This window comes from Segatella sp. (genome assembly GCF_977051555.1).
Window position 1 is genome coordinate 45,785 of sequence record NZ_CDRSSE010000008.1, and the last position, 17,794, is coordinate 63,578.

13 protein-coding genes are annotated in these 17,794 nt (G+C 46.1%); 2 read left to right on the plus strand and 11 right to left on the minus strand.

Translation table 11 applies throughout. From position 1 onward, the window contains the following. Positions 1–44: 44 nt before the first annotated feature. On the plus strand, positions 45–1,253 hold the full coding sequence (locus ACWJAO_RS03310) for a hypothetical protein (RefSeq protein WP_449139256.1): 1,209 nt from the start codon (positions 45–47) through the stop codon (positions 1,251–1,253). A 1,076-nt stretch (positions 1,254–2,329) separates the two neighbouring features. After that, complete coding sequence (locus tag ACWJAO_RS03315) at positions 2,330–2,563, plus strand: DUF2442 domain-containing protein (protein WP_449139257.1); 234 nt, start codon at positions 2,330–2,332, stop codon at positions 2,561–2,563. Positions 2,564–2,660: 97 nt separating this feature from the next. Here the strand turns inward: ACWJAO_RS03315 and rpiB are convergent, their stop codons facing one another. From rpiB to ACWJAO_RS03370, 11 genes are all read right to left on the minus strand, one after another. Beyond that, entirely contained in the window at positions 2,661–3,104 is a 444-nt protein-coding gene (gene rpiB, locus ACWJAO_RS03320; protein ID WP_006846783.1) for a ribose 5-phosphate isomerase B, read from the minus strand. Positions 3,105–3,260: 156 nt separating this feature from the next. Further along, complete coding sequence (locus ACWJAO_RS03325) at positions 3,261–5,282, minus strand: transketolase family protein (RefSeq protein ID WP_449139258.1); 2,022 nt, start codon at positions 5,280–5,282, stop codon at positions 3,261–3,263. 106 nt (positions 5,283–5,388) lie between these two features. Continuing rightward, positions 5,389–6,963 (minus strand): alpha-N-arabinofuranosidase, encoded by a 1,575-nt coding sequence (locus ACWJAO_RS03330; protein WP_006846781.1) that lies wholly within the window; start codon positions 6,961–6,963, stop codon positions 5,389–5,391. A gap of 79 nt (positions 6,964–7,042) precedes the next feature. Further along, positions 7,043–8,635 (minus strand): xylulokinase, encoded by a 1,593-nt coding sequence (locus tag ACWJAO_RS03335; protein ID WP_119237337.1) that lies wholly within the window; start codon positions 8,633–8,635, stop codon positions 7,043–7,045. An 81-nt stretch (positions 8,636–8,716) separates the two neighbouring features. Next, a complete protein-coding gene (gene araA / locus ACWJAO_RS03340; protein ID WP_449139259.1) occupies positions 8,717–10,258 on the minus strand; it encodes an L-arabinose isomerase in 1,542 nt (513 codons plus the stop codon). 66 nt (positions 10,259–10,324) lie between these two features. Beyond that, the gene (locus ACWJAO_RS03345; protein ID WP_006846778.1) at positions 10,325–11,023 is read right to left on the minus strand and encodes an L-ribulose-5-phosphate 4-epimerase; all 699 of its coding nucleotides are present in this window, start codon (positions 11,021–11,023) and stop codon (positions 10,325–10,327) included. A 27-nt stretch (positions 11,024–11,050) separates the two neighbouring features. Continuing rightward, positions 11,051–11,731, minus strand: a complete 681-nt coding sequence (locus tag ACWJAO_RS03350; RefSeq protein ID WP_117727018.1) for an NUDIX hydrolase — start codon at positions 11,729–11,731, stop codon at positions 11,051–11,053. 204 nt (positions 11,732–11,935) lie between these two features. After that, complete coding sequence (locus ACWJAO_RS03355) at positions 11,936–13,660, minus strand: sodium:solute symporter (RefSeq protein ID WP_117693124.1); 1,725 nt, start codon at positions 13,658–13,660, stop codon at positions 11,936–11,938. 108 nt (positions 13,661–13,768) lie between these two features. Further along, complete coding sequence (locus ACWJAO_RS03360) at positions 13,769–14,956, minus strand: aldose epimerase family protein (RefSeq protein ID WP_449139260.1); 1,188 nt, start codon at positions 14,954–14,956, stop codon at positions 13,769–13,771. Positions 14,957–15,166: 210 nt separating this feature from the next. Beyond that, entirely contained in the window at positions 15,167–16,327 is a 1,161-nt protein-coding gene (galK, locus tag ACWJAO_RS03365; RefSeq protein ID WP_449139261.1) for a galactokinase, read from the minus strand. A 94-nt stretch (positions 16,328–16,421) separates the two neighbouring features. Further along, entirely contained in the window at positions 16,422–17,747 is a 1,326-nt protein-coding gene (locus ACWJAO_RS03370; protein WP_449139262.1) for an MFS transporter, read from the minus strand. Between the last annotated feature and the right edge of the window lie 47 nt (positions 17,748–17,794).

Sequence of the window (17,794 nt, forward strand, 5' to 3'; positions counted from 1 at the left end):
CGCGTAAAAAATAAATAACAACAACTTTTAAACTCATTAAGAAAATGAAAAAGTTTTTAGTAGCTGCTATGATGGTACTAGGTGCCACATCAGCATTCGCAGGCGACAGTGACGCTCTCAAGGCTGTCATGAAGGCTAAGACTTATGCCGAGGCTGAGGCTTTGGTTAAGCAGAATTTGGGTCAGATGGCTGACGATGCAGAAAAGGCCAAGGCTTACAACAAGCTCGTAGATCTCGCTATGAAGCAGTTCAACGACCAGCAGAGCATCCAGCAGACCAATCAGATCATGAAGAAGAACGACCCGGTTGACGAGGCTGCTATGTCTGAGGGCGCTTACAATGCATTGATCAATGCTATTGAGTGCTACAAGTACGACCAGCTTCCTAACGCTAAGGGTAAGGTTGCTCCTAAGTTTAATAACAACGCTAGCCGTGTATGGGGTGCTCGTGTTCAGCTCGTTAATGCGGGTCAGACTGCAGCTCAGAACAACAAGGAGGCTGACGTATTGAAGTATTGGGGTGCATTCCTCGATACAGACAATGAACCTCTCTTCGCTTCTGTAGACCAGAAGCAGAAGGATGGCGAGAAGGAGTATATCGGTCAGGTTGCTCTCTTCGCAGCCCGTTATGCATATCAGGCTAAGGATGTAGCCCGTTGTGAGAAGTATTGCGACATCGCTATGAAGAGCGAGAAGGAGGCTAAGGATGCCCTCAACCTCAAGCTCTATGTGATGAAGGATGGCTTGAAGACTCGTGAGGATTCCCTCAACTACGTTAACAAGCTCAAGGATATCTTTGCTCAGGATGAGACCAATGAGGTTGTTCTTGATGGTTTGAACTCTATGTATTCTTCATTGAAGATGGAGAAGGAGCAGGCTGAACTTTTGGACAATGCTATCGCAAAGAACCCTAACAACTTCGTAGCTCTTGCTAACAAGGGTATGATGTATATCCAGAAGAACGATGCAGACAACGCTATCAAGTGTTTGAAGCAGGCTCTTGCTGCTAAGGAGGATAACGTAGTTATTCTTACTTATCTGGGTGCTTGCTACAACAGCAAGGCTGGTGATATCCAGGATCCTAACGGCCGCAAGGTTGTTTACCAGGAGGCTATCAAGGTTCTCGACAAGGCTAAACAGCTCGATCCAGAGAAGGCTCAGGCTAACTGGGGTTACACCCGTTACCAGGCTTACTATGGCTACTATGGTCCTAACGCAGCAGAGACCAAGCAGGCTGAGGCTGAGAGCAAGTAAAGATTGAGTATTTGATTCTCATATGGGGATGTCACCTAGTGTGGCATCCCTTTTTTGCTTTTCTTTGACCTAGGCTTTGTTCTCTGTTTTACCAAAGTTTTGATACGAATGTGACTATAGTTTTTTATGACAAATCCCCCGCTGAGATTCCCGTATTTTCATCCGGCTCTTATTTTTCTGTGAATATTGGAATATGGCTAAAATTCGCAATGGTCTGATAAACAATGAGTTAAGTTTTTGCTAGAAAGCGGCTTTTGCTGTGATTTATTAGTTGTACGACTAAATGACCTATAGTTGTACGACTATAACTCTACGGTTGTACGACTATAGGTGCTATAGTTGTACGACCATAGCTTTACAGTTGTACAACTATAGGGGTTATAGTCGTACAACTATAGATTTTTCTTTCTTTGAAAACCAGGTAATATGGCAAATGAAGTGCTTAATTGCTCTATTTCTATCTCTAGATTGGTTAGTAATCAATATCTAAATTTCGGTTATATCTTTTTACAAAACAGATTGGTAAAACCAACAGAGAGGTGGTTGGATTGTCAGTTAGCGCCCATCAGCTGGTCAACGCATGCACAACACGTGTTGTGCGAGCGCATATCAGCTGTTATGCAAGCGCACAACAGCTGTTGTGCGGTCTACGGAGCTTACTTCTCCGAAAACCTATACTATCTTTTCCGACAACTTCATCTGTCTTTTCCAACAACTTCTTCCGTATTCTGCGATTCCTTTAACCGTATTCTGTGATTCCTTTAACCGTATTTTGCATTGACATCATACTCTTGCGTGCATTTAATAATGCAATAATACTAATAATCCACTGAAAATCAAAGGAAATACCAGCTTTTTTGTAGATTTGCCTGAAAATATTTGGTATTTTGAAAACTTCTGTGTATTTTTGCAGAGAGATTGACAAAAAATAATCTCGTTTTTCTTTGCGATTTCCAAATAAAAGTGTAACTTTGCAAGCGTATATAGGTTTAAAACGGGAAATATATGGGTGCAGTATATGTTATACAAGGTATATTGATTTATATTTATGCTTTTGACCATCAATAAATAAGCTTATGATACTAACAGTTAAAGATGTAGATTATTTAGGAGATTATACTCTTCTTTGTACATTTAATGACGGAGTGACGAAGAAGGTTGATTTGCAGCCTCTTTTGAAATATCCGGCATTTGCAGAATTGAAGGACAGGAAAAAGTTCGTTCAATTCGGACTAGACCAAACTATCTTCTGGTATAATGGAGCTGATATTGCTCCGGAATATCTCTATGATAATGGTGTTATGGCTTAAAGATTTCTTAGGTTGAAAGACAGTCAGCCTTTCCATAAAAATAGGCTGAGCCATCATGCGATGACTCAGCCTTAAATCTTTTAATCCATTCAGAACTTTACTGCTGAACAGGAATCTTCTTGACGCGGCGCTCGTGACGGCCACCCTCGAATGTTGTGGCAAAGAACTCGTCGAGAATAGCCTCGGCTGTCTTGTTGTCTACGAAACGACCTGGAAGTACCAATACGTTGGCATCGTTGTGCTGACGAACCAAATGAGCAATCTCCTTGCACCATGCCAATCCGGCACGTACACCCTGATGCTTATTCAATGTCATGGCGATACCTTCGCCGCTGCCGCAAATGCCGATACCTGGATATACTTCGCCGCTCTCAATGCCTTTAGCAAGAGCATGACCGAAGTCAGGATAGTCTACACTCGCATCGCTGTATGTACCATAATCCTTTACAGGATAACCCTTCTTTTCCAAATATTCCAATACAAATTGCTTCAATGGAAAACCTGCGTGATCGCATGCAATACCAACTGTCTTTACTTCCATAATACTTAAGTTTTTAAGTGAAGAAACCGGTGTAAACCCTTATCCTTCACAAGGTTAATGTTAAAAGAGTGAAAGGAGTCGGATGCCGGAAATGGAAATCTGCCATCCGGCAAGATCTCCAACTCCAGCTTCCAACTCCTGTTTAGTTTATGCTAATTAAGCCTCAGCCAAGAAAGCCTTTACCTGCTTGTAAACGTTCTCGCCTGTGTAACCGAGCTTCTCATCAAGTACCTTGTAAGGAGCTGAGAAACCGAAGCTCTCCATACCCCAAACCTTACCATTAGCGCCTACGAGACCCTGGAGTGTTACAGGAAGACCGGCAGTCATACCGAAGATCTTAGCGTTCTTTGGCAATACGCTCTCCTGATATTCCTTGCTCTGACTGCGGAACAAGCCCTCTGATGGAGCACTTACCACGCGAACCTTGATGCCGTCGGCACGCAAAGCATCGCAACCAGCCTCCAATGTAGAAACTTCAGAACCGCTAGCTACCAAGATAACGTCTGGATTCTCGTCGCTGCCTGCTACGATGTAAGCACCCTTGGCTGCCTGCTCATAGTCTGTTCCCTCTGGCAATTTAGCGATGCCCTGGCGAGAGAAGATCAAAGCTGTAGGAGTCTCAACATTCTCCATAGCGAGCTTCCAGCAAACTGTAGTCTCGTCAGCATCAGCTGGACGGAATACGCGGACGCTGTCCTTACCTGCGTGGTTCTTCAACTTCTCCATCAAGCGGATCTGTGCCTCCTGCTCAACTGGCTCGTGAGTAGGTCCATCCTCACCAACGCGGAATGCATCGTGAGTCCAGATGAACTTAACTGGAACCTGCATCAGGGCTGCGATACGAACAGCTGGCTTCATATAATCAGAGAATACGAAGAATGTACCCATTGCTGCAACCACACCACCGTGGAGCATCATACCGATACACATATCAGCCATAGTCAACTCTGCAACACCAGCCTGGAAGAAAGCACCAGAGAAGTCACCGCGAACGATGCTCTTGGTCTTCTTCAAGAAACCGTCTGTCTTATCAGAGTTAGAAAGGTCAGCAGAAGCACAGATCATGTTAGGAACCTGCTCTGCCAAAACACCGAGACAAGCAGCAGATGCGGCACGTGTAGCTGAACCAGCCTTCTGCTCAACCTTGCTCCAGTCTACCTTAGGAGCCTTGCCGCTGAACCACTCATCCATCTGGGCAGCCTTCTCTGGGTTAGCCTTGCGCCACTCTGCCTCTGCAGCCTTGCGCTCAGCTACGATCTTCTTCAACTCCTCAGCACGCTTAGCGTAGATTTCCTTTACATCGTCGAAGATAACGAATGCATTCTCAGGATCACCACCGAGGTGCTTGATGGTATTAATGTAAGCGTCGCCACCGAGAGGAGCACCGTGAGTATTGATGCAAGCCTCGTAGCTTGTGCCGTCTGCGCGGAGAGCACCCTTACCCATTACGGTCTTACCGATGATGAGGGTAGGGCGGTCCTGCTCCTTCTGGGCAGCATCGAGCGCCTCACGAATCTGAGCTACGTCGTTACCGTTGATCTTGATGACATTCCAACCCCAAGCCTTGTACTTCATCTCTGTATCCTCGTTCATTACAACGCCACACTCTGTAGAGAGCTGGATGTCGTTAGAATCGTAGAACATGATGAGGTTGTTCAAACCGAGGTTACCGGCGATACGACCAACACCCTGAGAAATCTCTTCCTCTACAGCACCATCAGAGATGTATGCGTAAATCTTGTGCTGCATCATGGTTGAACCCAGACGAGCCTCGAGGAACTTCTCTGCAACAGCTGCACCAGCTGCGAGGGCATGACCCTGACCGAGAGGACCAGATGAGTTCTCGATACCACGCTGAAGGTCGAGCTCTGGGTGACCAGGAGTTACAGAACCCCACTGGCGGAACTGCTTGAGGTCTTCCATTGAGAAGAAGCCACGCAAAGCCAAACCAGCATAGAGCATAGGGCTCATGTGACCTGGGTCGAGGAAGAAGCGGTCGCGGCCAGTCCATGTTGGATCTGCTGGATCATAAACCAGGTACTCAGAGAAGAGCACGTTGATGAAGTCAGAACCACCCATAGCACCACCTGGGTGACCGGAATTTGCCTTTTCTACCATTGAAGCAGCCAAGATACGGATGTTATCAGCTGCATGATTCATTACTTTAATGTCGTTCATAATTTTATATTAATTATTGTTGTTATTTCTGCTGAAATATTCTTGTTTTTCTAGCTCTGAAGGCTACTCAAAAGAAGGATACTTCCTTTTTTCGCCTTCAAAGATACTATTTTATTTTCAAAACTACGATAGATTTTGCAGGAATTTTTACCTTAAGGGTGTTTTTCTTTACTTTTGCATCCTTAAAAACTGCAGGCTTCACTACATCCGGGTGTGCAAAGTCGTTGTAATCGCTCACCTTGTTGCAGGAAAGAATCTGTCCTGTTACAGTTTTTGGAGCAGCTGCACCATCCAGATTAAACTCTACCTGCTGAGCCTTGTCAAGACTGACATTGGCAAGAGCAACCACAATGGTTCCATCTGCCTTCTTGGCAGCTGAAGTAGATACCAGTGGAATCTTTCTTCCATCTCTTGCGTGATCATCGCCGCGAACATCCATAGAGTCGCACTTTACATCCATTGGGAGATAGGTTGCCTCCTGAAAGTCCTTGTACATGTTGAATACATGATAGGTTGGAGTCAGAACCATGTGACCTGTTCCCTTTGTATCTGTCAGGATCATTGACTGGAGTACGTTGACAATCTGTGCGATATTGGTCATCTTCACACGCTCTGTATGGCGGTGGAATACATTCAGCGAGAGTGCAGCAACGAAGGCATCGCGCATACAGTTCTGCTGATAGAGGTGGCCCTTGATCGTGCCAGGCTCCTCATCCCACCAGGTTCCCCATTCGTCAACGAGGAGGGCTACCTGCTTCTTTGGATCAGCCTTGTCCATGATAGCCTCGTGCTTCTTGATGACATCTTCTATGCCGAGCGCCTTGCCCATGGTCCAGTAGTAATCCTCATTGTTGAACTTGGTGGCAGAACCCTTGCTGCCTGTCCAGCCTGTTACTGTATAATAATGTAGAGAGATGGCGTTGGCACGGTTGCCGATACGGTCCATCAATACCTTAGTCCAGTTATAATCGTAATCGCTCGCTCCAGATGCAATCTTATAGAGCTGGTTCCCGTCATAGTTGCGGCAATAAACAGAGTAGCGGCGGAAGAGATCTGAATAATACTCAGGACGCATGTTGCCACCGCAGCCCCAACTCTCGTTACCAACACCGAGGTATTTTACCTTCCAAGCCTTGTCGCGGCCGTTCTGTCGGCGGAGTTTTGCCATAGGAGTATCTCCATCGCTGGTCATATATTCCACCCACTTTGCCAATTCCTCAACAGTGCCTGAACCCACGTTACCGCTGATGTAAGGCTCGCAACCCAACATCTCGCAGAGATTCAGAAACTCGTGTGTGCCGAAAGAGTTGTCCTCAATGGTTCCACCCCAGTTGTTGTTCTGCATCTTTGGTCGCTTCTCACGTGGACCGATACCATCCATCCAGTGATACTCGTCAGCGAAGCATCCTCCAGGCCATCTTAATACAGGCACTTTCAGGTCCTTGAGGGCTTGGAGCACGTCGTTGCGGTAGCCCTGAGTGTTAGGAATCTTAGAATCAGGACCTACCCAAAGACCACCATAGATACAACTTCCGAGATGCTCGGCAAACTGGCCATAAATCTCTTTATTGATTTTCTGTGTTCCCTGGTTGGCATGGATTGTTCCTGTAACATCCTGAGCTTGAGCTGAGAATGCAACTGCTGTTGAAAGCAATGTGGTAGCGAATAGTTTCTTCATCATTGTTTTTATTAATTGTTGTCGATTTTAAGTATAATACGTTTGTGGAGGTAGAATCCCCACAAACGTATTTATCGTTTATTTACTTTTTGTTCTCAACTGCTGCCTTTTCGATAGCAAGACCAGCCTTGTAGGTTTCAATATATTTATCAAAACCGGCTACATCTTCGGCAGTAGGTGCAATCTCTACACCAGTATTGCCTGCAAATACCTTCTTGTCGAGATAATCTGCCAGGCTCAACTTCTCTTCGTTGTTAACGAGATAACCTGCGAGCAGGGCGATACCCCATGCACCACCTTCGCCTGCTGTCTCCATGACAGAGATAGGGGAGTTAATGGCTGCAGCGAGGATGCGCTGGCCTACACCCTTGGTCTTGAACAAACCGCCATGACCTGTGATGCGATCTACCTGTACCTTCTCGTCCTTGAACAATACATCGTTACCAATCTTCAGTACAGCTACTGAAGCATAGAGGTTGGCACGCATGAAGTTGGCAAGGTTGAAGTGGTCGTTGGCAGAACGTACGAACATAGGGCGACCTTCTGCAAGACCTGTTACAGGCTCACCAGAGATATAGTTGTAAGCAATCAATCCTCCGCAATCAGCATCGCCTTCAAGAGCGTGGTTGTAGAGCTTGCCGAATACCTCGTTCATATCTACTGGAACACCGAGCAACTCCTGATACTGCTTGAACAAACCTACCCATGCATTGAGGTCGGAAGTACAGTTGTTGCAGTGAACCATTGCTACAGGGCTGCCGTCTGGAGTAGTCACCATATCAATGACTTCGTAAGGTTTGCTCAAGGCTTTCTCCAATACAATCATAGAGAAAGAAGATGTACCTGCACTGACGTTACCTGTGCGCTGACGTACAGCGTTGGTAGCTACCATACCAGTACCTGCATCACCTTCTGGAGGACAGAGTGGGGTGCCAGCCTGGAGTGTGCCTGATGGGTCGAGCTTCTTTGCACCTTCCTCGGTCAATACGCCAGCATCTTCGCCTGCATTCAGTACCTCAGGGAGAATGTCGAGAATCTTCCAGCCCAGGTTCTTAGGCTCGATGAGCTTATCGAACTTGGCTACCATCTCTGCATCGTAGTTGTTGGTGTTAGAGTCGATAGGGAGCATACCTGATGCATCGCCTACGCCCAAAACCTTCTTGCCTGTGAGCTGCCAGTGGATATAACCGGCGAGAGTGGTAAGGAAGTCAATCTTGTTGATGTGGTCCTCACCATTCAGGATAGCCTGATATACGTGAGAGATACTCCAACGCAATGGGATGTTGAAGTGGAAGAGCTCTGAAAGTTCAGCTGCAGCCTTGGCTGTATTGGTGTTACGCCATGTGCGGAAAGGAACGAGAATGTTCTCATCCTTACCGAAAGCCATGTAGCCGTGCATCATCGCAGAAATACCGATGGCTGCCAACTGCTTGATTTCGCAGTCGTACTCAGCCTTCACGTTCTTGCGGAGGTCGGCATAACAATCCTGCAAACCTTTCCAGATTGTGTCGATGCTGTAAGTCCAGAGACCATCAACCAACTGGTTTTCCCACTCAAAGCTACCCTGTGCGATAGGGTTGTTGTCGGTGTCGATCAAGACAGCCTTGATTCGGGTAGAGCCAAACTCGATACCGAGAATGGCCTTACCTGATTCTATAATAGTTTTTGCGCTCATTATTGATTCTTTCTTTAATGTAAGGAACAAAGAGAAAAGCAATGGAATTCTTCACTCTTCGTTCTTCACTCTTCACTTAAATTATCTCAACGCCTTGTTGAGCATGTAGTAAATCTCGTTGTTGCGGAGCTGCTGCTTGAAGCTGCTGATAGTTGTGTTCTTGTCGATGTTGACGAACTCAATACCGAGAATCTCGCAGAAGTCTTCCCAGTACTCAGCAGTGATATCGTAAGAGAATGCACTGTGGTGAGTACCACCAGCGAGGATCCAAGCACCTGCACCAATCTCGAAGGTTGGCTGTGGAACCCAGAGAGCTGAAGCTACAGGGAGCTTAGGCATTGCCTTTGGCTCGATGCACTCTACCTCACTTGCGATGAGACGGAAACGGTTGCCGAGGTCAACTACAGTTGCCTTAACACCCTTACCTGTCTTAGATGTGAACACGAGGCGAGCTGTCTGCTGCTTGCGGATACCGATGCCGAGGAAGTGAACCTCGAGCTTTGGCTTGTCTGTTGCGATCAATGGGCATACCTCGAGCATGTGGCTCTGGAGGCTAGATGTGCGGTCGGCAGCGAAGTTGAGTGTGTAGTCCTCGAGGAATGAGCAACCCTTCTCCAAGCCCTGGTTCATAACCCAGAGTGTGCGGTAGAGGCAAGCTGTCTTCCAGTCACCCTCTGCACCGAAACCATAACCCTCTGCCATCAGGCGCTGTGAAGCCAAACCTGGAATCTGGTCGAAACCGCAGAAGTTTGGATTGTCGATGTTAGCGTCACCGAGGTCATCGAAGTTGGTTGTGAATGCTACTGCATTCTCATCCTTCAATACGCGACGGAGAGCGATTTCTGCCTTAGCAGCGTTCTTTACCTTCTCCCAATATACTTCCTCGCCAGACTCATCAATCTTGATAGTATATTCCTTCTTGTACTCCTCAACGAGTGCATCAGCCTCAGCATCAGTTACCTTCTTGTAGTACTCCATGAGTGAAGATACTGGGTAGTAATCTACGTGGTAACCCAGGCGCTGCTCGAACTCTACGCGGTCGCCATCTGTTACGGCTACGTTGTTCATGTTCATACCGAACATGAGGCAGCGTACGTTGTGAGCATCAGCAACACCTGCTGCAACGCGAGCCCAAGTTGCAATCTGCTTCTGAGCCTCTTCGCTCTTCCAGTAACCAACAACTACCTTTCTAGGGATGCGCATACGGGTGCAGATGTGACCGAACTCGATGTCGCCGTGAGCTGACTGGTTGAGGTTCATGAAGTCCATATCGATAGAATCCCAAGGGAGTTCTGCGTTGTACTGAGTATGGAAGTGGAGGAGAGGCTTCTCGAGAGCCTGCAAGCCCTTGATCCACATCTTAGCTGGAGAGAAGGTGTGCATCCATGTGATGATACCTACGCACTTCTCGTCGTTGTTGGCAGCCTTCATGACAGCCTCTACCTCTGCAGAAGAGTTAGCTGTGCCCTTGTAAACTACCTTGATTGGAATGATGCCACTGTTGTTCAGACCGTCTACCATGTCTTTTGAGTGACCATCTACTATTTTAACTGTCTCGCCTCCGTAAAGAAGTTGTGCACCAGTTACAAACCATACCTCTAAATTTTCAAATGCTTTAATCATGATTGTTTGTTGTATTAATTGTTATTGTTTATGTAATTTATTATCTTTATTTGAAGCACCATTGAATTAGTGCTTTTTCTGTCCGTAGTAAGCGTTAGGACCGTGCTTGCGGTTGAAGTGCTTCTCTACGAGCAATGGGTTCATGGTGGTGTTTGGATTCACAGAGAATGAGATGAAAGCCATCTTTGCTACCTGTTCAGCTACTACTGCGTGATAAACAGCCTGGTCTGCATCCTTACCCCATGTGAAAGGACCATGGTTCTTAACCAATACGCCTGGAGTATGAACCGGGTTGATGTTGTCTTTCTTGAAACGGTCAACGATGACAACACCTGTGTTGTGCTCATATTCTGCCATCATATCCTCTGTCATCGCATCAGTGCAAGGGATGCAATCGTGGAAGTAATCAGCATGAGTTGTACCAATGTTAGGGATGTCCAAACCTGCCTGTGCCCAAGCTGTAGCATAAGTAGAGTGAGTATGAACTACGCCACCCAACTCTGGGAATGCGCGGTAGAGAACCAAGTGGGTTGGAGTGTCAGATGAAGGGTTCAGATCGCCTTCTACTACCTTACCTGTTTCCAAGTCTACCACTACCATGTCGCTAGCCTTCATGGTGTCATAATCGACGCCTGATGGCTTGATGACAACCAGACCTTTTTCGCGGTCGATGCCACTCACATTACCCCATGTAAAGAGCACGAGGTTGTGCTTGACGAGGTCAAGGTTTGCCTTGAACACTTTTTCTTTTAATTCTTCTAACATAATATATTTTGTTTTAAGTTGTTTATTCTATTTCAAGTTGAACGATGGGTCTTCCTCGTATGCTTTCTTGTTAAAGCGGTAGAGGGCGGCACCTCGTTTCGAATTGACTTTATCGATGAGTTCTGTCTTTTCGATGAAGTCGATATCCTTCACGCGTTTGCGGAAGTTGCGCTTGTCAATCTCTTCGCCTATTACTGCCTCGAATACGTGCTGAAGCTGTGTCAGCGTAAAGAGGTCGGGGAGGAGTTTGAAGCTTAATGGCTCATGATTGATACGGCGGCGTATCTGTGCGATAGCGTTGCGAATCATGAGTTTGTGGTCTGAGTAAAGTTCTGGAAGTTCATTCAGACTAACCCATTCCAATCCGTGTTCTACACGGAGGCTGTCATCATAGTCTTTTACATTGATGAGAGCGCAATAGGCGATAGAGATAACTCGCTCACCTGGGTCACGGTCGATGCGGCCGAAAGCTCCTACTTGTCTTATATAGAGGTTTTTCATTCCAGTAAGTTCCAGGATGACTCTGTTGGCTGCATCTTCGAGATTCTCTGTTGCGCCAACGAATCCACCATAGAGTGACCATTCGCCTCTTCCCGGGTCCATCTTGCGTTTGCCTATCAGTACCTGGAGGTTACTTCCGTCGAAACCGAAAATGATACAATCGACGGATACTAATACTTTGGAGTATTCATTATAAAACTGGGTCATGGTCTTTTTGTTGTTTTGATGTAATGATTCAATGTATGTATAGTTGTATTTTTTTGCTTGCTCTTCATAGAGCGGCTACGAGAGGAAAATCAAGGAGTAAGAAGGAGAAGAAAGGATCGCGGATTTTTTCTACAGAAACAGTTTCGTCTGATCTTTGAGAAAATTCCAGTCTCCTCACTTCTTACTCCTGACGGGAATAATATTTTACCAGAAGTATGCGTAGAATGCTGCGCAGAGGCCGATTACGACGAGTGTACCAATGATATCGAAGGCACCCCAGCTTTCACGGATAGACTTCTTGAAGTCTGATGTAAAGGTGATAGCCTCTACCTGCTCCTTGCTAGGAGCTGGAGTGAAGCAGCTCACTACTACCATGAAGATGATGAGGAAGACGAGCAACCAGCACTCGAATACGAGCCAGTTGGTCTGCCAGAACCATGCGGTGTAATCCCAGAATGCACCATCCATTGTTGCCTTACCAGTATCAGTGATGACGTTGGTAACGAGGCGGAGCATTCCGATGAGGAAACCTGTAATCATGGTGTATTCACCTGCCTTTGGAGTAATCTTCTTGAAGAAGATACCCATTGCAAATACGGCTACCATGGCTGGAGCCAGGAGTGACTGGATACCCTGGAGATAGTTGTACAAGGTGTCCATCTTCATCATGATTGGCAACCATGCGAAACCGAGAACTACAACTACTACGGTAGCAATACGGCCAACGAGTACGTAGTGAGCCTCGGACATGCCCTTCTTCAATGGCTTGTAGAAGTCCTCGGTGAAGAGGGTAGCACAGCTGTTGAAGAATGCTGCCAATGAAGCAACCAATGCACAGATGAAACCGATAGTTACGATACCCTTGATACCTGCAGGAAGTACGGTCTTTACCATGATGGCGAAGGCTGCATCAGTCTCGTTCATCTGGATAGCGCCCTTTTGAGCCAAAGCTGCTGCGATCATACCTGGGATGAGGAACATGAAGCAAGGAAGTACCTTGAAGAAACCGGCTGCGATAGTACCGCGGCGAGCACGCTTCATAACCTCTACGTTGCTCTCGCCAGGAACCTGACCGAGTACACGCTGAACGATGTGCTGGTCAGTACACCAATACCAGAAACCGATGATGGTTGCACCGATGAATACTACGAAACCAGGATACTCCTGATACATAGAGTCACCAGCCTCCCAGTGGAACATGTGGGTTGTACCATAACCATTGTTCAACTTGCCACAGTAATCCATCATGTCAGCCCAACCTGCAGAGATGCTGCCACCGCCGAGGGTAGAGAGACCGAGGAAGAGCACGAGGAAAGAACCGATGACGAGGATTGGAGTCTGGATGGTTGACAGGGTCATCACACCCTTCATACCACCGAATACGGTGAAGATGGTGGTGAGGATAATCAGACCGATAGCACCAACCCAGAAGTTCAAGCCCCAAAGATATTCGAAGAAGATACCACCTGTAAGGGCTGTAACACTCACCTTAGTAAGAATGTAAGCTACGAGGGTGATGATAGAGAGCCATGAACCTGTGCGCTGTGTATAGCGGAACTTCAGGAAGTCAGGCATAGTGATGATTTTACCCATCTTATTGATGAGCAACTGATAGAATGGTACGAACAACCAACCGAGGATGAGGATCATCCAACCCTGCATCTCCCAGTGTGCCATGCCGACACCACTCTTGGCACCTGTACCAGCCAAACCAACGAGGTGCTCAGAACCAATGTTGGCAGCAAAAATAGCCATACCGATTACATACCATGGCTCACCCTTACCGAAGAGATAAGCAGAAGAGTCTTCACCTTTCTGAGCCTTTCTGTCTTTCACGATTGCGTGCCAGACAGCCCAAATAACGCCGATTACACCAATGGCGAGTATAGCCCAATCAAGCCATACGAATTCTGTTGAATTCCAATTCATAATTACTATAAGATTGTTTGTTTATTATTATTTGTTTATTCTTTTCTTTTATTGAATGTTTTATCCTATGGAGTTCGGCGGATTTGCAATCCGCCGCTTTTCCATTCCTTATTTCTTTACGCTGAACTTGTAAGCGAGGTGAGAGTAATACTTCTCTCCAGGCTTCAAAGTTGCATCTGTCCAGCCCTTTACGCCCTGAGCAATCTTTGTTGGAGAATCAGGATACTTCTGGCTTTCGAAGCAAACGCTGACGTGCTTAGGATACTTGATGCCATGCTTGCAGGCAATACCTGTGCCCTGGAAATTACCGGTGTAAACCTGAATACCAGGCTCGTTGGTAAATACTTCAAGAAGGATACCGCTCTTTGGTGAGTAGAGGCTTGCGCAAACTGTTTTGTCATCGCCCTTACCATTCTTATATGTGTTCAAACACCAGTTGTGGTCGTAACCTGTGGCGTTCTTAATCTGATCAAAGTTATAATCAACTTTCTTGCCGATTTCTGCAGGTTTACGGAAATCCATAGGGGTTCCCTCGACATTCTTGATTTCACCAGTTGGGATGTAAAGTGAATCTGCAGGAGTGAACTTATCTGCATTGATGTACATTACCTGATCGAATCCTTCCTTAGATGGATCGCCATTCAAGTTGAAGTAACTATGGTTGGTCATATTGACAACGGTCTCTTTGTCTGTTGTGGCGCCAAACTCGATATCGAGTGTGTTGTCACTCTTGACGGTATACTTAGCTGTTGCTGTTACGTTGCCAGGGAAACCATTCTCGCCATCCTTCGCATTGATAGTGAAGGTAACGGATGAGTCGTTCTTCTCTGTGATGTCGTAAACCTGGTTCAACCATCCTGTAGCACCACCACCATGCAGGCAGTTGCCATTATCATTTGCCTTCAACTGGTATGTAGAACCGGCAAGTGAAAGTTTAGCATCCTTGATACGGTTGGCATAACGTCCTACAGAAGAACCATAATCTGAAGGAGAGTTGAGGGTATCAGCATACTGATGGATGTTATCGTAACCAAGAACCACATCTGTTGGCTTTCCGTCCTTGTCTGGAACGGAAATGGAAACGACGCGTCCACCATAATTGGTGAGGCAAACTTCCATGCCGTTTGCATTCTTGAGAGTTACTAACTCAGTCTTCTTGCCCAATACTGTTGAATCGAAATCTGCTGGATTCAAACCAGATTGTGTGAGACTTGCATTGCTGCTTGATGAACAAGCTGAGAGGGTAGCGATTGCCGCAAAGCCAACTCCCATAAATAGGGTCTTAAATGTACTCATTTTTAGGCTGTTTTTAAATTGTCTATTCATTTTGGGTGTAAAATTACAATTTTATTTCGAATCTGCAAGCGTTTTCCCTAACTTTTTTTCTTCTAAAGTGTCTTTTTAACACTATTTGTATGAAAACGCCTGTTTTTGGCTAAATTGGGACAAAAAAAACTGCAGTTAGCAAATACTAACTGCAGTTCCTTAAATTATATAATGTATATATTAGCAAACTTTGTGTGAACCCTCAGAGATGATTACTGGGTAAATCTCAGGAGCATGACCATATTTGGCTGTGAACTTAGCTGTAACGTCCTCAACGAACTTGTCGTAGATGTCGTCTTTTACCAAGTTGATGGTGCAGCCACCGAAGCCGCCACCCATGATACGGCAACCAGTAACACCGTTCTCCTTGGCAACATCGTTCAAGAAGTCGAGTTCCTCGCAGCTTACCTCGTATTCCTTGCTCAAGCCGTGGTGAGTCTCGTACATCTTCTGGCCTACAGTTTCGTAGTCACCCTTCTCAAGAGCATCGCAGACTGCCAAAACGCGGTCTTTCTCGCCCAATACGAAGTGAGCACGGCTGTAGTCTTCTTCGCCTACCTCAGCGCGAACCTCTTCCAACTGCTCCCATGTACAATCACGGAGAGTTTCTAATTTAGCCTCTGGGTGCTTAGCTGCAATGTGCTTAACCACATTTTCACAAGAGTTGCGACGGTCGTTGTATGGAGAACCTGCCAACTCGTGCTTTACCTTAGAGTTTACCAGGCAGAGCTTGTAGCCCTTAGGCTCGAATGGGAAGTATTCAAATTCGCGGCTGTTGCAATCGAGGCGCATCAACTTACCGTCCTTGCCGAAAACAGAAGCAAATTGGTCCATGATACCGCAGTTAACACCTACATACTTGTGCTCAGTAGCCTGACCAGCGAGAACGAGATCCCATTTAGAAACCTTGTTGTCACCAAAGAGGTCGTTCAAAGCAAAAGCAAAACAACTTTCAAGAGCAGCAGAAGAAGACATACCTGCACCGAGAGGCACATCACCATAGAATGCTGCATTGAAACCCTTCACGTCAACGCCCAAAGCCTTCATCTCTTGGCAAACACCATAGATGTAACGTGCCCATGAAGCGCGTGGACCTTCTGGATCATTAACCTTGAATTCTACACGATCTTTCAAGTCGATAGAGTAGAGCATGACGGTATCTGTTCCGTTAGGACGGATCTCTGCCATAATACCCTTATCTACTGCACCTGGGAAAACGAATCCACCATTATAATCGGTATGCTCGCCAATCAAGTTAATACGACCTGGTGACATGTAGATGTTACCTGTTTTACCATCGAAATGCTTGATGAAGCGGCTTCTTACTTTTTCAATATCCATAATTAGTTAAGTTTTTGTTGTGTTGTTACTAAAGATTTATTATAAGATTTAGCCCCAAGACTATTAAGCCTTAGGGCTAGTTTATTTAGTGTTATTAATCAACAGGAATATCCTTGTTGATGTTCTTGCAACCAGCTACAGCATAGAAGAACATGTATGCCATACAGATGAGAGGCACAATGTAACTAGCCATATAGCCAGCGTTGTCTGCGATGAAGTTCTGTACCAATGGCATCAATCCGCCACCTACTACCATCATCATGAAGATACCTGAAGCCTGGGCTGTATACTTGCCAAGTCCCTCAGTAGCGAGGTTGAAGATAGAAGACCACATGATAGATGTGCAGAGACCGCAGAGTACCAGGAACATGGCAGCGATAGGCACTGTTACCATCTGGAATGATGTACCTGTAAATACAGGCATTTCTACTGTCGTTGACTTGCCGAGAAGTACGGCGAGGACGATAAAGATCATACCTGCACCATTGGCGATAATCATCATCATGCGGCTAGACACCTTGTCAGCAATAAAACTAGAGCAAAGACGACCAACCAGCATCAGAAGCCAGTATGTACCTGCAACGAAACCACCGATAGCTGCTGCATTTGCCAAGGCTGTACCATTGATGAAGCCACCACCATTTGCTGTAGTATCAGAAATGTAGAAGTTCAATGTTCCAGGAATACCTACCTCAACACCTACATAAACGAAGATTGCGATAACGCCGAGGTTGAAGTGGCGGAAAGCCCATGGTGAATGCTCGAATACAGTCTTGTCTGTAGTCTTACCCATCTCTGGATCCTGGATAGGGATGAAGTTCAAGATAACGAATGCTGCTGCGAATACGGCAAGGGCAATGTAAAGCACGAGGTTTACATCTACCATTTTGGTATTAGCAGTAACTGTACCGATAAGGGCACCAACGAGCATTGGGGTTAAAGTTCCTGATAAACTGTTCAATGTACCACCGATGAGGTTCAGCTGGTTACCGCGGTTACCACCACCACCGATAAGGTTCAACATTGGGTTTACGACAGTATTCAAAATACAAACTGCGAAACCTGAGATGAATGCACCGAAGAGGTAAATAGCGAAGCCTGAGATGTCGGCACCGAACTTTCCTGAAAGGAACTGGATGAGCACGCCTACGAATCCGGTAGCGATACCGGTGAGGGCGGTCTTCTTGTAACCGATCTTGGTGAGCAACTTACCTGCAGGGATACCCATGAAGAGGTAAGCCAAGAAGTTCATGGCGTTACCCAACATACCGATCATGTTGGCACTTCCGCTGTCAGCGAATACATTTTTCCAAATAACTCCGATAGGAGCAGCCAAATTCGTTACGAACGAAATCATGGCGTAGAGGAACATCATCGTGATAATGGCGATGATATTGCCATTTTTACTTTGGTTTTCCATTTTTTTTGATAGTTGATATTGTTATTTGTTATTATTATTATTTGCGA

Bases quoted from the DNA above. Each gene is read 5' to 3' on its own strand.
- galK (WP_449139261.1), bottom strand. From the start codon at position 16,327: ATGGATATTGAAAAAGTAAGAAGCCGCTTCATCAAGCATTTCGATGGT.
- ACWJAO_RS03350 (WP_117727018.1), bottom strand. From the start codon at position 11,731: ATGACCCAGTTTTATAATGAATACTCCAAAGTATTAGTATCCGTCGAT.
- ACWJAO_RS03345 (WP_006846778.1), bottom strand. From the start codon at position 11,023: ATGTTAGAAGAATTAAAAGAAAAAGTGTTCAAGGCAAACCTTGACCTC.
- ACWJAO_RS03370 (WP_449139262.1), bottom strand. From the start codon at position 17,747: ATGGAAAACCAAAGTAAAAATGGCAATATCATCGCCATTATCACGATG.
- ACWJAO_RS03310 (WP_449139256.1), top strand. From the start codon at position 45: ATGAAAAAGTTTTTAGTAGCTGCTATGATGGTACTAGGTGCCACATCA.
- ACWJAO_RS03355 (WP_117693124.1), bottom strand. From the start codon at position 13,660: ATGAATTGGAATTCAACAGAATTCGTATGGCTTGATTGGGCTATACTC.
- araA (WP_449139259.1), bottom strand. From the start codon at position 10,258: ATGATTAAAGCATTTGAAAATTTAGAGGTATGGTTTGTAACTGGTGCA.
- ACWJAO_RS03335 (WP_119237337.1), bottom strand. From the start codon at position 8,635: ATGAGCGCAAAAACTATTATAGAATCAGGTAAGGCCATTCTCGGTATC.
- rpiB (WP_006846783.1), bottom strand. From the start codon at position 3,104: ATGGAAGTAAAGACAGTTGGTATTGCATGCGATCACGCAGGTTTTCCA.
- ACWJAO_RS03315 (WP_449139257.1), top strand. From the start codon at position 2,330: ATGATACTAACAGTTAAAGATGTAGATTATTTAGGAGATTATACTCTT.
- ACWJAO_RS03330 (WP_006846781.1), bottom strand. From the start codon at position 6,963: ATGATGAAGAAACTATTCGCTACCACATTGCTTTCAACAGCAGTTGCA.
- ACWJAO_RS03360 (WP_449139260.1), bottom strand. From the start codon at position 14,956: ATGAGTACATTTAAGACCCTATTTATGGGAGTTGGCTTTGCGGCAATC.
- ACWJAO_RS03325 (WP_449139258.1), bottom strand. From the start codon at position 5,282: ATGAACGACATTAAAGTAATGAATCATGCAGCTGATAACATCCGTATC.